Source organism: Nostoc sp. (assembly GCF_041747015.1).
GTDB lineage: Bacteria > Cyanobacteriota > Cyanobacteriia > Cyanobacteriales > Nostocaceae > Nostoc.
The window spans coordinates 1-14119 of the sequence record NZ_JBGTFY010000035.1 but is presented as its reverse complement, the minus strand read 5'-3'; the positions used below and the strand labels follow the sequence as shown (position 1 = coordinate 14119).

14 protein-coding genes and 1 pseudogene are annotated in these 14119 nt (G+C 40.9%); 9 read left to right on the top strand and 6 right to left on the bottom strand.

All coding sequences use genetic code 11. From position 1 onward, the window contains the following. Nucleotides 1-561: 561 nt before the first annotated feature. The gene (locus tag ACEW80_RS03035) at nucleotides 562-822 is read right to left on the bottom strand and encodes a hypothetical protein (RefSeq protein WP_373525178.1); all 261 of its coding nucleotides are present in this window, start codon (nucleotides 820-822) and stop codon (nucleotides 562-564) included. A gap of 72 nt (nucleotides 823-894) precedes the next feature. Then, a complete protein-coding gene (locus ACEW80_RS03030; protein ID WP_373525180.1) occupies nucleotides 895-1917 on the bottom strand; it encodes a zinc-binding dehydrogenase in 1023 nt (340 codons plus the stop codon). Between the two features lie 140 nt (nucleotides 1918-2057). Between ACEW80_RS03030 and ACEW80_RS03025 the strand changes: the two genes are divergently transcribed. From ACEW80_RS03025 to infC, 3 genes are all read left to right on the top strand, one after another. Continuing rightward, nucleotides 2058-2264 (top strand): hypothetical protein, encoded by a 207-nt coding sequence (locus ACEW80_RS03025; protein WP_373525177.1) that lies wholly within the window; start codon nucleotides 2058-2060, stop codon nucleotides 2262-2264. 171 nt (nucleotides 2265-2435) lie between these two features. Continuing rightward, the gene (locus ACEW80_RS03020; RefSeq protein WP_373525176.1) at nucleotides 2436-3458 is read left to right on the top strand and encodes a tetratricopeptide repeat protein; all 1023 of its coding nucleotides are present in this window, start codon (nucleotides 2436-2438) and stop codon (nucleotides 3456-3458) included. 692 nt (nucleotides 3459-4150) lie between these two features. After that, the gene (gene infC, locus ACEW80_RS03015) at nucleotides 4151-4645 is read left to right on the top strand and encodes a translation initiation factor IF-3 (RefSeq protein ID WP_373525179.1); all 495 of its coding nucleotides are present in this window, start codon (nucleotides 4151-4153) and stop codon (nucleotides 4643-4645) included. Nucleotides 4646-5047: 402 nt separating this feature from the next. On the opposite strand, the gene ACEW80_RS03010 is transcribed toward infC, so the two are convergent. Continuing rightward, entirely contained in the window at nucleotides 5048-5554 is a 507-nt protein-coding gene (locus ACEW80_RS03010; protein WP_373525175.1) for a hypothetical protein, read from the bottom strand. 193 nt (nucleotides 5555-5747) lie between these two features. On the opposite strand from ACEW80_RS03010, the gene radC reads away from it, so the two are divergent. Beyond that, nucleotides 5748-6479 carry a DNA repair protein RadC gene (gene radC / locus ACEW80_RS03005; protein ID WP_373525174.1) on the top strand — a complete coding sequence of 244 codons (732 nt, stop codon included), beginning with the start codon at nucleotides 5748-5750 and terminating at the stop codon, nucleotides 6477-6479. 795 nt (nucleotides 6480-7274) lie between these two features. Here radC and ACEW80_RS03000 read toward each other — a convergent pair. Beyond that, entirely contained in the window at nucleotides 7275-7439 is a 165-nt protein-coding gene (locus ACEW80_RS03000; RefSeq protein ID WP_373525173.1) for a hypothetical protein, read from the bottom strand. A gap of 63 nt (nucleotides 7440-7502) precedes the next feature. On the opposite strand from ACEW80_RS03000, the gene ACEW80_RS02995 reads away from it, so the two are divergent. The 4 genes from ACEW80_RS02995 (at nucleotide 7503) to ACEW80_RS02980 (ending at nucleotide 13157) form a co-directional block, all read left to right on the top strand. Beyond that, nucleotides 7503-9266 (top strand): peroxidase family protein, encoded by a 1764-nt coding sequence (locus ACEW80_RS02995; RefSeq protein ID WP_373525172.1) that lies wholly within the window; start codon nucleotides 7503-7505, stop codon nucleotides 9264-9266. Nucleotides 9267-9339: 73 nt separating this feature from the next. After that, complete coding sequence (locus ACEW80_RS02990; protein ID WP_373525171.1) at nucleotides 9340-10251, top strand: hypothetical protein; 912 nt, start codon at nucleotides 9340-9342, stop codon at nucleotides 10249-10251. A gap of 97 nt (nucleotides 10252-10348) precedes the next feature. Next, entirely contained in the window at nucleotides 10349-12301 is a 1953-nt protein-coding gene (locus ACEW80_RS02985; protein ID WP_373525170.1) for a GMC family oxidoreductase, read from the top strand. 34 nt (nucleotides 12302-12335) lie between these two features. Further along, nucleotides 12336-13157, top strand: coding sequence for a patatin-like phospholipase family protein (locus ACEW80_RS02980; RefSeq protein ID WP_373525169.1), 822 nt, complete (start codon nucleotides 12336-12338; stop codon nucleotides 13155-13157). A 10-nt stretch (nucleotides 13158-13167) separates the two neighbouring features. Here the strand turns inward: ACEW80_RS02980 and ACEW80_RS02975 are convergent. Both ACEW80_RS02975 and ACEW80_RS02970 read right to left on the bottom strand, forming a co-directional pair. Beyond that, nucleotides 13168-13401, bottom strand: a pseudogene (locus tag ACEW80_RS02975) (type II toxin-antitoxin system VapC family toxin); the annotation flags it as partial. Then, nucleotides 13398-13628 (bottom strand): hypothetical protein, encoded by a 231-nt coding sequence (locus ACEW80_RS02970; RefSeq protein ID WP_373525168.1) that lies wholly within the window; start codon nucleotides 13626-13628, stop codon nucleotides 13398-13400. The pseudogene ACEW80_RS02975 and the gene ACEW80_RS02970, both read right to left, overlap by 4 nt. Nucleotides 13629-13877: 249 nt before the next feature. Between ACEW80_RS02970 and ACEW80_RS02965 the strand changes: the two genes are divergently transcribed. Continuing rightward, nucleotides 13878-14024, top strand: coding sequence for a hypothetical protein (locus ACEW80_RS02965; RefSeq protein WP_373525167.1), 147 nt, complete (start codon nucleotides 13878-13880; stop codon nucleotides 14022-14024). Nucleotides 14025-14119 lie beyond the last annotated feature (95 nt).

Here is a 14119-nt window from a genome sequence, read left to right as displayed (position 1 = left end):
ACGCAGTTTTGCCCCAACTACAACAGAAATGGTTGATAAACTAATCTCAGTTGCACTCGACTTAATAAATCCTCAACATTTAAGAAACTGGTTTGCTAGTTGCTGCTACTGTACCTCATAGCAGCCGTAAGTGCTGTATCTCACTCCCTGCTTCTTGTAATTTACAAGCGATCGCAGATTATTTCGCGGTAGAAAATGTTGAGGCTGGTGAGCAACTTTTATATGCGTTTAATCAAAAATGTCAACAACTCGTTAGCTTTCCGAATATGAGACGAAAATAGGAGGATTTGCGTCCCAACCTTAGAGGACTTCCACTGGATGGGTATATTATTTTTTACATAATTATTGGTGAAGGAATTGAAATTGTCAGAGTTGTCAGTGGCAGACGCAACTTAAAATCTCTGTTTGTAAATCCAGAAAAAATGTGATTTATAACTAGTTGTTAAATATCCTATTATGACTGGGAACACTGTAAAGCGATCTGAACTGGAGCGTTCTGGAGAGTGGCAATATTCACACAGATATTTAGCTCTTTCCCGCACAAACTGCCGAGTGCCATCTTTAACACCCACGATTGGCAATCAGTTTAGCGTTAACAAAAGTTAGGATGCGCTCTAGTTCAGCGATTCCAGCATATTCGGCTTCTTCTTCAGGAGTCAGCAATTCAGCTTTCCGTTTCTCAAGCAATTCTTCTAGACGAGTATGTAACTCATCTGTGAACTTAGCAAGGTTAACATTATCAACTTTTTCAATTGTGATGCCAGAACGTAGCCATGATGAAGGCTCAATCATCAATACTGGGGTAATGACTTGAGGATTCATAGTAATTTAGCCTAAGTCTGTGTTGCTATATCTAGCTATTGTAGTGTGCCCGATGAATTGGCTGCCAAAATACTAAGGAATCATCGCTACCTTAATTACTGTACGTGCCTTCATCTCACAAAACACCTGTTCTAAATCTTTTAATGGTCGTTGTTCACTAATAAGTAACTCAAAGGGAATTTTGCGACTAGCTATCAATGATAACGCCGATCGCACATACTCTGGTGTATTATGAAACACGCCTTTGATGGTAAGTTCGCTATAGTGTAGCTGTTCTGTGTTGACGGTAATCCTGGTATCTCGTGGACATCCACCGAATAAATTGACTGTAGCACCAGGACGGGCGCAGGCGATCGCAGTTTCCCAAACACTTGCTACACCAGTGGCTTCAATCACTACATCTGCGCCCCATCCTTGGGTAAGTTCTTTCACCACACTGGGAATATCCGGGATTTGATGATAATTAAAGGTCTGGGCTGCACCCAATTTCTGACCAATTTCTAACCTGTGGTTATTACCTCCCCACAGCAAAACCTCAGCTTTCCCACTCAACGCCGCCACAAACATCAGCCCGATCGCCCCATCTCCCAAGACGACTACTTGATCTTTGGGCTTAATATTAGAACGAGCTACACCATGCAACACACAAGCTAAAGGTTCTGTCATGGCTGCCAATTCCCACGGCAAATCATCGGCAATCTGCAACAAATTATGCTGCACTATCGGTGCAGGAATTTTCAAGTATTCGGCAAAAGTTCCATTATTCCAGGTTAAATTCGGACATAAGGAATATTCTTGACGTTGACAAAAGAAACATTCCATGCATGGAGCAGAATTATTCGCCACGACGCGATCGCCCATTTGCCAATTGGTAACGCCTGCTCCCAAAGCCACAATTCGCCCAGCAACTTCGTGACCAAACAACGTCGGCAGTTTCAGCATTTTGGCATGACCACCACGCCGCCAGACTTTCAAATCTGTACCACAAGTTGTTGCCGCCCCCACTTCGATCACAACTTCGCCCGCCGCAGGAGTGGGGTCAGCAACTTTTTCTAGGCGTAAATCTTCTTGACCATAAAGTAACGCTGCTAACAAAGCTTTAAACCGATTAATTAGCTCCACCTGATTTTATCAGGCATGAATTAAACATCTCCGAAAAATAATGTAAAGACGTTGCAATGCTACGTTTCTACAAGGGTTCTGGATAACACATATTTAATTTCTGGAGATATTTATTGGGTAACCAGTGGAAGTCCTGCACTGGGATGACGAGTTGTTGTAGAGAAGCTGGTAATGGGCGACGTACCTTAGTACGAAAAGCAGGGTTGGAAATTGGAGCGCGATCGCATTGGATATTAAGTGTATCCCCGTTCTTGAGGTTTACCCCCGTTGTCGCAAATAGAGTCGAACTGAATATGTCTTTGGTAGGTTACTTATATTAATTATTTTATGAATATAGCTTCAAATTATGTAATTATACCATACTTCTCTATTTAAGTCTTATATCTAAGGATAGAAGCTAAAGATTAACTCAAATTTGGGAAACATAACATACAGAGGGGTTCATTCCCAGTATGTCTTGCCTATTTATCGCAGAATCCAATTGAGGTCAGATGATGCAACCATTAAATCAAGTCAGAGAGTGGGAACAACGTCGTGATGAAGCAAACCGCTACTACCAACGGGGGAAATTTCAAGAATCTCTCGATCTTGCTATCAAGAATTTACACTTGGCTAGAGCAATTCCAGACCGAGCCAGAGAAAGTTATACATTGAACGACCTCGGTTTAGCTCACCTCAGTTGTTGGCAACTTCAAAGAGCATTAGAGCGCTTTCATCAGGCGCTTTCGGTTGCTCAAGAAATTGGCAACGCGCCAGCAGAGGCAACTGCACTTAGCTATTTAGGTGCTACCTACAGCCGTCTTGGACGCTTTTCGCAAGCGCTAGAGTATTTTGACATAGCACTTCCCATCTTTAGGCGATCGCAGGATACTCAAGGAGAAGTTTATGCTCTGAATGATGTAGCGCTAATTTATACTCGGTTGGGAGAACCGAAACGGGCATTGTTGTTACAAAACCAAATTTTGACGATGCGTCGATTGTTAGGTGACTTTTCTGGTGAGGCAACAACGCTAAATGGTATTGGGTTTGCTTACAGCGTCTTAGGCAAGTTTAAGCAAGCTCTAGAATTTTTTCAGGCAGCACTGTTAATTCAACGAGCTATCAAGAGTTTGGTTGGTGAAGCAATCACTTTGAACAATATCGCCTCAATTTATAGTGATTTAGGACGACCTAAACAAGCACTCTTGCTATACCATCAAGTTCTTTTGACACGTAGAGCAATCAAAGATCGCTCTGGTGAAGCAACAACTCTTTACAATATTGGTTTTACCTACAGCACCCTGGCACAGTATCGGCAGGCAATGAAATTCTACAAACAAGCTATTACGATTTATCAACAACTGGGCGATAGTCTTGGAGAAATTTTAACTTTGCTGAATATGGGAAATCTCTACGCTACAACAAAACGCAAAAAGTTAGCGCGATCGTGCTACCAAACTGCTCAAGAGTTAGCAAAGAAAATCGAACATCAGTCACTCCTAGAAAAGATACAGCAGTTCATAGATTCACTGTAGTTAGTACTAGGTGGCGACGGTTGAGTTAAAAGCCAAAAAGCTTGTAACTTGGCATAACTGAAAATAATAGGATAGAACTTAGCACTCTCAGGACAATAAAGTGATCAACGTTTCTATCCGATTACTCCAAGAGAGTGAGTTAGCTGCTGCTGACCATATTTTTCGGCTGGCCTTTACTTTTGGAACCAAGGAATAGGTCAACGTCTGTTGATTCGGCATAGGCGTAGCCCGTCGTAGACATTCGTAATTTGTAATCTATATGTCCGTCGAATTGCTTATAATAAAAGTACCCCACCCCGCCAAAGCTGCGCTTTTGCTCTCTGCCCCTAGTCTCTAGAGAGAGCATCGATTTCCTCGCGTGCGGCTATTTACCCGGATCTTTCTTAACATTGCTGTAAGGCAGACAGGAAAGAGATGATAAAAATAAACAAAGACTGGTTAACACCAAACCGCATCGGTGAAAATCTTATTTAGGACTTTCACCAATGCCTGACTAGCGATGCGAGCAAAAGACATATTGCTATAATCGAATACAGAAGCGCACGGGGCATTTTGGGGAGAAGCCATAGCACAGTACAAGTTTTCTTAGTACGGATAAGTTATGAATTTAGCGTGATCTAAAATACACTAACTTCAGCTTTGTGCTACATTGGTATAATTCGCAAAGTAAAATGTTGAACAACTAGGAGAAAATCGTTATCGCAATCCAAAAGCAACTAATTAACTCACAAATCAAGTCACCTCAAGTCTTTTTGATTGACCATGAAAATAACAATCGTGGTCTAATCGATACCTACGAGGCGCTACAATTAGCCCAAAGCTTAGAACTTGACCTAGTTTTAGTCTCCGAAGGTAAAGAGGCTCCAGTTGCAAAAATTCTTAATTATGGCAAACTTCAGTATCAAAAGAAAAAGCGTCAGGCACAGAGTGCTAGACCAGTGGTAAAAGAAGTTCGTTTCGGTCTAAACGTGGGTGTGGCTGATTACAAATTACGCATTGAACAAGCAATTGGGTGGCTGAGTAAAGGCGATTCAGTGAAGTTTGCTGTTCGTTTACGAGGTCGAGAACATCAATATCGTGAGCAAGCGGGAGAATTACTAGACCGCGTTGTAAATGATCTTGGTCAAGTAGGGAAAGTCCAATCACTTGATAAACGTTCACTGATTGCTCTAGTCATTCCTGCCTAAATTAATTTTTTAGCTAAAGCAGTAGAAGCTCCACACCATAGCTGTACTCAGCTTGGTGTGGGGATGAATACGAGTGAGTTGGGAGAGGATGATTTTAATCCCTTATGGCGTAGCCGTAACAATTAAAATTATTATCGAGCAACGAACAAAATATTCTATAATTTCAACAGAGCGGAGGGGCATCCCGTTCTTAAAGCTCATCGCCTCCTAAGCAATAGCCGGATTGGGTGAGAAGCCTACAATGCAACGGTACTCCGTTCAGTGTAGGAGATGCCACGCCATACACTTGGAATAGCAGCAAAGCCACTGGTGATTCTTAATTGGTTTCCCCAGTGGATGTATATGTGTGATTTGCAATTCACAAAACTAGCAACGTTTTAACTTGTCACGAATGCTTAAGAGCTAAAATCTTTTTTTGAGTAGCACGGCACACAAGGCAACCAGACTTGCAAGAACGGAGGTAGGTTCTGGAACAGCTTTAACACTTATAAGCTCAAACACTGGGGCTGACTGTGTTGTATCGCCAATTATCCCTGCAAAACCACCTATGCCAACAGAACTAGTGCTTCCGTCATAAGACCAAAAGGTTGTTGATTCACTTGTAAAACCCGAAATTAAACTAGCTTGGGTTGTAGAGAATTGCCACGTATCTGGGATATTTGTAAATTTTAATATAGGAACTTCTTCATTTCCTGACCAAGCTAATGAAAAATTAGTTACTTCAGTTTCTGAGATAATACTATCACTATCTAAATCTTCTCCTTCAAAGCTACCAGTTACTATTCCACCTTGCAACCAACCATCTTGAGTGAAATTAAAAGTAACAGCACTCGCACTGCCTTGACTAAAAACATTGAATGCACTAAGAATGGTGACAACTGCCAAAGTTTTTTTCAATTGGTAAGCCATAAAAATTTTCTTCTTTAATAAAAAAGGATATTAACTAGTCGCTAGCGATCAAAGCACCTACCTAATGCTACACCTCAAAGGTAAAGAAACTCTAAACACAAAATTAACAAATACAAAATAAAGATGATTTTTAAAGTAAACAAGGGATAAATAAAGATAGTTACATCTTTAGTGACTATTCTCTTAGTTTCCTATGACCTATTGCCTCAGAATTGCCGACTTACCTACAAATGAGCGTCCACGTGAACGGCTAATGACGCATGGTGCCAAAATTTTAGCCACAGCGGAGTTAATTGCAATTCTTCTAGGTACTGGCCAAGGCCCGGGGAAATTGTCTGCTGTAGGTTTGGGACAATATATCTTAAGCGAATTAGGTAAGCACCAACGCGATCCTTTGGCAGTTCTGCGAGAAGTTACACCCGCCGAGTTGATGCAAATTTCTGGTGTTGGTCCAGCAAAGGCGACAAGTATTTTAGCAGCAATCGAATTGGGCAAACGCGCTTTTCAATCTCGTCCTTTAGATGGCACATTAATTGATAGCCCACTAGCTGCTGCTGCTACCCTCAGTCAAGATATGATGTGGCAGACACAAGAACGTTTTGCAGTGTTGCTGTTAGATGTTAAGAATCGCTTACTGGGTACACAAGTAATTACCATTGGCACCGCAACTGAAACCCTAGCCTCTCCCCGTGAAATTTTTCGGGAAGTTATTCGTCAAGGAGCAACGCGGGTAATCGTTGCTCACAACCATCCTTCTGGGAACCTTGAACCTAGCCAAGAAGATATAGAATTAACGCACCAGTTGTTAGCAGGGGCACAGCTTTTGGGCATTCCGGTGCTAGATCATCTGATTTTGGGTAATGGCAATCATCAAAGTTTACGAGAACTGACAACCTTGTGGGATGAGCATCCACAGGGGGATTAAGTCAGTGAAAAGTAATGCAGAAAGCCCTCATCTAGAGACGTGATTTATCACATCTAGAACTTACGGGGCAATTCACGTAGACGCATTCGCGGAGCGTCTCGTAGAGAAGCGGCTTCCCGCAGGGTATTGCCGTAAGAAGAAAATAAGGGTTTCGGTTATTGTTTGCGTAAGTCCTAACATCTTCAAAAACCAGTTATCTACACCAATAACCCTTAATTAAACCGTATTGCTCTTTGATAGAGCAAGTGTGGAATGTAATTTGCTTTAATGAAAATAGTTTTCAAGTATTATCGAAATGCTAAATTATTTAACGTACTTGCATAGTGGAATTCCTGCATTATCGGGCAATAATTACGATTTATTACTTTAAATAAGTGAATTGATTATTTATGTAATCATAGTTAATTTACTATTGAAATTGCTTAAAAAATCTCAACTTATTACTTAATAATCATTTACAAAACATCTAACAATTAGATGTTGAGTTCCTAAAATTTGGTTATAAAATAAGAATTATATTGCATCATTCAATTAACTACATTAGTGGGCATAATCTATGTTCAGGATGTAACTCAGGCGCAGGATCGATTCAAGATTCACACTAATCCTGTACTTGCTGTAAGCTTTTTGTACTGCTTGTAATTTTGGTATGAATTTATCGTAATCATCTGCTTAGAGGCCGTTTATAAAGTAAATATTAAATTCCGGCGATGAGAGGCAAGATTAATAGTAGCTTCTGCCGCTAATAACTGCCGTTGTGTTAGGTGTAACTGAAAGTGCAATTCATTGAGTAATTCACAATTTTTTATGCCATAACACACCATTAATTGCTAGCGATCGCACTGCATTAATGTCCCATAAAAACTTAAAATTTACTTTATAAATAAACTCTTCAAAATATAGCTCAACTCCAATTATTCTGTTACTTTGATCTAGATAAACCAAGAAAGTTTTTAGCATAAAATAGCCTTGATATCTAGATTTAGACGAAATTTTAAATACTTCGCTAGGAGATGACAATCAATGTTTGGAATTCCGTGGCATAAGCTGCCAACTCCCTTGGGACTTTTAAAATTAGTTCAGTTCCGTGGAAAGCTCCGAAAAGACAACCTCCACGATACCTCGCAACTACCGAATAGCGACCAGCTACCTAAGCCAGTTCCGAGCGCGGATGGTCGCCATTTGAAGTTTCGCACCGCAGATGGTAGCTACAATGACCTCCAGCATCCAGAAATGGGTATGGCTGGAACTCGGTTTGGGCGCAATGTGTCATTGCAAGATGCCAAATCTGACGAGAAAAATATCCTCACCCCAAATCCCCGTACTGTCAGCCGAGTTTTATTGGCACGAGATGAATTTCAACCTGCCACAATCTTAAATCTGCTCGCTGCTTCATGGATTCAATTTCAAACACATGATTGGTTCAGTCATGGTGACAACCAGCGCAATAACAAATTTGAGATTCCTGTAGAGCAGGATGATCCGTGGTTGTCAGAACACGGAGTTATGCCGGTCAACAAAACTTTAGAAGACACAAGCCGGACTGGAGATCCTAAAAACCCTGCCAGTTTTATTAATGGAGTTACTCACTGGTGGGATGCCTCACAAATTTATGGCAGTAATCAAGAAACCATTGACAAAGTGCGCTCTCATGTTGATGGAAAAATGATCATTGGTGAAGACGGTTTATTACCAGTTCACCCAGAAAATGGTATTGATAAAGTAGGTTTTGCCGGTGCTTGGTGGGTAGGACTAAGTATGTTGCATACCCTATTTGTCAAAGAACATAATGTGATCTGCGATCGCTTAAAGAAAATATATCCTCAGTGGACAGATGACGAACTCTTCGACCATGCTCGACTAATTAATGCAGCTTTAACAGCTAAAATTCATACTGTTGAATGGACTCCTGCAATCCTGCCACATCCTGTAACAGACATTGCCTTAAATTCCAACTGGTGGGGATTACTCGGAGAGGATTTTAAAAAGCGTTGGGGTCGTCTTGGCGAGAGCGAACTGTTAAGTGGAATTGTTGGCTCACCAACCGACCATCATACCGCTCCCTATTACCTCACCCAAGAATTCGTCTCTGTATATCGGATGCATCCTCTGATTCCAGATGAATTCGAGTTCCATGCAGTTAGTAACGGCAAATTATTACATAAAAAACAATTTCCTGATGTGGCTGGTAAGAATACTCGTGGAATTTTAGAAGAAATTCCCATGAAAGATTTGTTTTATTCTTTTGGAACTTCTTACCCTGGAGCCGTCAGATTGCATAATTATCCCCGCTTTTTGCGACAGTTGACGGGAGAGCTTTTGGGAGACGACACACCAGCATTTGATTTGGCTGCTGTTGATATTTTGCGGGATAGAGAACGAGGCGTTCCTCGCTATAACCGTTTTCGTGAGTTATTGGGTCGGGGTAAAGTCAATTCTTTTGAAGAGATTACCAGTAATAAACAATGGGCTAAGGAACTACGAGAAGTCTATAACAACGATATTAATAGTGTAGATTTGATGGTGGGTTTATTTGCAGAGGATCTTCCCGATGGTTTTGGTTTTAGTGATACTGCTTTTCGAGTATTTATCCTAATGGCATCTCGAAGACTGAAAAGCGATCGCTTCTTTACAAAAGACTACACTGCGGAAATTTACACTCAATTTGGATTGGATTGGATTGACGACAACACATTCTTAACAATCCTGCGTCGTCATCATCCCGAACTGGCACCCGCTCTGCTTGGCGTTAGCAACGGCTTCGCACCTTGGAGAAAGGTGGGTTAAAAAGCTCAGGAGTCAGGAGTCAGGAGTCAGAAGAAAACTCCTGACTATTTCATAAATGCAAAGGAAGAATATCATGGAACATTTAGAAGAAATTCGGAAATTTTGGCATAATGCTGAAGATTTAGGTTCTTTACCTGAAGATTATCAGTCTTGGAAAGCTCCTCAAAAACAAGATTTTTTGTGGAACTCTAGAATTCTCAAGTCTAAATATGATCAAGTTCCGCCGCTGAAGAAAATTGATATTGTCAGTTTATTTATGACTGCTCTGAAAACTAAGATGGATCGTCAATTAGACGAAGCGCCTACTAATTGGAAAAAAGCCATTCATGCCCACGGAAGCGTTGCTAAAATAAAGTTTATTCCCACGAGAAACACTTCGTTTTCCGGTCTATTTAAGGGCGCAGACTACGGAGTTATGCGATTATCTGTAACCGGAGATCCAAGCGATCGCGGATTTGCTCCAGGTCTTGCCATCAAGTTATTTGTGGATGAAAATCCTTCAGGAAATTTCTCTGCTTTAGTATCTTTAGTTGGTCAAGATAAAAACTATAATTTCTTTGCTAATGAATTATCAAATATCGTTCCTATAGCTAAGAGCCTTGGGCCTATTATCACTAACTTAATCTTTAGTCGAGTTACCAAATATCCCACAAAACTCTATTTAGAGGATTTGGGAGAGATTGAACAACACGGGCAAAAAGAAAGTAAAGCTTATTATCCCGCTCAAGTATTTCTTGTTCCTAATTCAAATATTCATTTTCCTGAAAGCCCACCACATGATTTTAGAAATGATCTAGCTACAATACCAGCCGGAACATCTTTATATTCTATCTATGGCGTTAGTCCTGAAGAAGTTATGGATAAAACTGATAACCGTCAAAAAGCTCAGATTATTGGACACATTGAAACTACGTCGGAATTCATATCATCATTTTATGGTGATAGTCAGCTATTTTTTAGACATCAACGGTTTCGGAATGAGTAGATAAATATTCCTCACGCAGAGACGCAGAGGCACAGAGAAAGAGTTTAATGTATCCAATTTATTGTTTTATGAATTACGTGTTTCAATAATACAAATTATGAATAAAGAAGCTGAGTACGACTATATTGTTGTTGGTTCCGGCGCTGGAGGAGGCCCGATCGCTGCTAATTTAGCAAAAGCAGGTTACAAAGTTTTGCTCCTAGAAGCAGGTGGCGATCCGTTACGCGATGAAAATAACAAAGATAGAGAACGCTACACTTACTCAGTACCCGCCTTTCATGCACGAGCAACTGAAGATGATGATCTCAGGTGGGATTTTTTTGTTAAACACTACTCCAATGAGGAGCAGCAGCAGCGTGATTCTAAGTTTTGTGCAGAGCAGAAGGGTATTCTGTATCCGCGAGCCGGGACGTTAGGGGGATGCACTGCTCATAATGCGATGATTACGGTGTATCCTCATAATAGCGACTGGGACAAAATTGCGGAAATTACCGGAGATGCTTCCTGGAACAGCGATAATATGCGAAAGTATTTTGAAAAACTGGAGCGCTGCAATTATCTTGATCGCCCCATTGACCCTAATGATAATCCTTGTCGGCACGGCTTTGATGGCTGGCTAACAACCAATTTAGCAGATCCTAAGTTAGTTGTGCGCGATCGCCAACTCCTAAAAATTATTGTTAAATCTGCTATTCAAGCTTTGGCTGAACAGGGTAAAAGTCTACCCCAAGTTATTAAAGTGGTTTTTAAGAGTTTTTTAGCGAATATTTTAGCTTTTCTCAAACTACGCCAAAAAGACCCTCTGGAGTTCTTAGACACACTTTTAGATCCGAATGATTGGAGAATTGCCAAAGTCAGTGGTGAAGGTGTCTTTTCCGTTCCAATCGCGATCAAAGACGGGAAGCGCACTGGTACAAGAGAATATATTCGGGAAACTGAACGCAAGTATCCTGATAAACTAATTGTGAAAACTCACGCATTAGTAACTAAGGTTTTGTTCAATGAAAACAACAGTGCGATCGGTGTCGAGTATCTTGAAGGTAAACACATCTATCGTGCAGATCCTAGAGCAGATAAGATAGACAACAATTCAGAGCATAGACGCACAGTTTTTGTGAATAGAGAAGTCATCGTGTCTGGAGGTGCTTTTAACACTCCCCAATTACTCAAACTATCTGGAATTGGGCCGAAAGAAGAACTATCCAATTTAGGAATAGAAGTCCGCGTGGATCTTCCCGGAGTTGGTACGAATTTACAGGATCGTTACGAGGTGGGTGTAGTCAATGAAATGACTGAAAACTTTCCCATTCTTAATAATTGTACATTTATAGAACCGCAACCCGGACAGAAAATCACCGATTCCTGTTTATTAGAATGGAATCGTTCAAAATCAGGTATATACGTAACCAATGGAGCCGTATTAGGCATTATTAAGAAATCACATAATGAGAGGAAAGAACCTGACTTATTTATCTTTGGTTTACCAGCCTACTTCAAAGGTTATTTTCTCAAATACTCTGAAGATATTGGCAAGAGTAAAAATCTATTTACATGGGCTATACTTAAGGCTCACACCAACAACACAGCTGGTTCGGTAACACTCAGAACAACTGATCCTCGTGATGTTCCGGAAATCAATTTCCACTACTTTGATGAAGGTAATGATGTTAACCAAGAGGACTTGTTATCTGTCGTCGAAGGAGTAGAATTTGTGAGGCGATTAACAGAACGTACTCAGTTGTTCACAAAAGCGGAGTTGCTACCCGCAAAAAGTATAGATGAGCGAGATGAAATTAAGCAGTTTGTCAAGGATGAAGCTTGGGGACACCATGCTTGCGGTACTTGTAAAATTGGACTTAAAGAAGATAGAATGGCAGTCTTAGATAGTGACTTTCGAGTATACGGAACACAGAATTTGCGCGTGGTAGATGCATCTGTGTTTCCTTTTATTCCTGGATTCTTTATTGTGACATCCATATATATGATTAGTGAAAAAGCGAGTGATGTTATTCTGCAATATGCTGCAACCAAACCATCTCAAGCGTTGTAATTTACATTATTGAATCACAATAAGGAATTTAGATATGGAAGGAAAATTACCACATTTTGAGATTGGTTTAGTCATGGCTGGGGCTGTCTCAGCTGGTGCATATACTTCTGGTGTAATTGACTTTATTTTTGAAGCTTTAGATCAGTGGTATGAGCAAAAAGCCAAGCAGCAAGAGCAATATGGTGAGGATTTTTCACAATGGGAAATTCCCCCTCATGATGTTTTAATTAAAGTTATGTCTGGAGCCTCAGCAGGTGCTATTGTTGCCGCAATTACAGCAGCCTCATTGTCTAGCGACATCACCCCTGTAATTGGGAATCCGTTAAACAAACCAGTGAAAAATAAACTTTATGAAAGTTGGGTACAAAGAATAGACATTTCTCAACTTTTGAAGACTCAGGATTTAAACAATCCGAAAGCCCCAGTTTTGTCATTTCTTGATCCTACTATTCTTGATGAACTTGGGAAAGATGTTCTCAAGATAAAACCTACAGGGAAAATACGGACTTACATCGCTGATCCATTTGAGGTTTTTTTGTGTGTTACTAATCTGCGTGGCGTTCCTTATCTAATTAAGTCTCAAGGAAGCAATCCTAACCTCAAAGGACATAGTATGGTTAAACATGCAGATTTCATGCATTTTGCCATAGGGGAAAATAGTAGTCAAGTTGAAGGTGCGATCGCTCTGACTCCAGATAAAAGTAACGTTACTAACTGGAAAATACTGATTGATTCAGCATTAGCCAGTAGTGCCTTTCCAGTGGGATTTCCTCCTCGCCAACTTGAGCGAAGTAGTATTGACGAATACGAAAAACGAAAGTGGGAAATACCATCTCGTGACCCAATAGTTCCATAACGGGTCGATCAACTGGACAGATCATCATCACGGTCAGTGTTTCTGAGACTGCTTGCCGCGCTTGCTCAATACTCCGGGTGTGCCTACGTGAGATGTAGAAAATATCCGTTAAGGTTGTCGCTGTAACATAGCCAACAACTTCCCCCACATCGATCGCCTGAAACAGCAGTTCTGCATCTTGAGAAAAAGGCTCTCGTTGTAGCAGAAAATCTAGAACAATATTGGTATCAATTAAAACTCTCACTGAAGATACTTCTCCACTCGTCGCTCTTCCAGCATTGCTGCCACTTCTTCATCGGTTGGTGCAGGTTGCTCTGTTTTTAACAAGCCCCTCATCCGTCGAATTGCACCAGAGCGGTCAGGCTGGGTTACGGGAGTATCTTGTAGGGATTCAACGATGGCAGAAATCAGCGCAAGGCGATCGCTGGGTGGCAACTTGAAGATTTGTGCTTTCAGTTCTTGGGACAACATATAATGGCTCCCAGATTCAAAGGAATTTATCATCTAGTATGAGCGATCTCACCCTTAATGACCAAATTGATGTTTAGGTAGGTTCCTAGACACTGGTTCACTTCCCAGAAGATGCTTGTTGTGACCAATTCTCCTGTGCCTGTGACCAAACCTCCATCAAGCGTTTCGAGAACAATCGCAGACGTTCTGAATCATCCTGGACATTCCCATACTCTCCACTGCACTGTAAATAGGGCTTGCTGAACAAAAGTGAAACATAGTCTAGGTAAGGGTTTTGAGCATTTTTTCACCAAGCAAGTGCAAGACTATAGCATCCAGAGGTTCAAAAACCTTGCACTTTCGTCGGCGATCGCCGGGCAAATTGGGAAACTAAGCGACGAAACTACTATTTTGTAAGCTGTGTGGCTTCTAGATTCGCTCTGGAGACTTATTCAGCAAGCCCTACTTGATTTAATTGTCCAGGAAAACACTCAACTTGAGGTAAAATTCTG

Excerpts from the sequence above, each read along its gene's own strand:
- ACEW80_RS03035 (WP_373525178.1), bottom strand. The coding sequence starts at position 822 with ATGAATCCTCAAGTCATTACCCCAGTATTGATGATTGAGCCTTCATCA.
- ACEW80_RS03020 (WP_373525176.1), top strand. The coding sequence starts at position 2,436 with ATGATGCAACCATTAAATCAAGTCAGAGAGTGGGAACAACGTCGTGAT.
- ACEW80_RS03010 (WP_373525175.1), bottom strand. The coding sequence starts at position 5,554 with ATGGCTTACCAATTGAAAAAAACTTTGGCAGTTGTCACCATTCTTAGT.
- radC (WP_373525174.1), top strand. The coding sequence starts at position 5,748 with ATGACCTATTGCCTCAGAATTGCCGACTTACCTACAAATGAGCGTCCA.
- ACEW80_RS03000 (WP_373525173.1), bottom strand. The coding sequence starts at position 7,439 with ATGCTAAAAACTTTCTTGGTTTATCTAGATCAAAGTAACAGAATAATT.
- ACEW80_RS02995 (WP_373525172.1), top strand. The coding sequence starts at position 7,503 with ATGTTTGGAATTCCGTGGCATAAGCTGCCAACTCCCTTGGGACTTTTA.
- ACEW80_RS02990 (WP_373525171.1), top strand. The coding sequence starts at position 9,340 with ATGGAACATTTAGAAGAAATTCGGAAATTTTGGCATAATGCTGAAGAT.
- ACEW80_RS02985 (WP_373525170.1), top strand. The coding sequence starts at position 10,349 with ATGAATAAAGAAGCTGAGTACGACTATATTGTTGTTGGTTCCGGCGCT.
- ACEW80_RS02980 (WP_373525169.1), top strand. The coding sequence starts at position 12,336 with ATGGAAGGAAAATTACCACATTTTGAGATTGGTTTAGTCATGGCTGGG.
- ACEW80_RS02970 (WP_373525168.1), bottom strand. The coding sequence starts at position 13,628 with ATGTTGTCCCAAGAACTGAAAGCACAAATCTTCAAGTTGCCACCCAGC.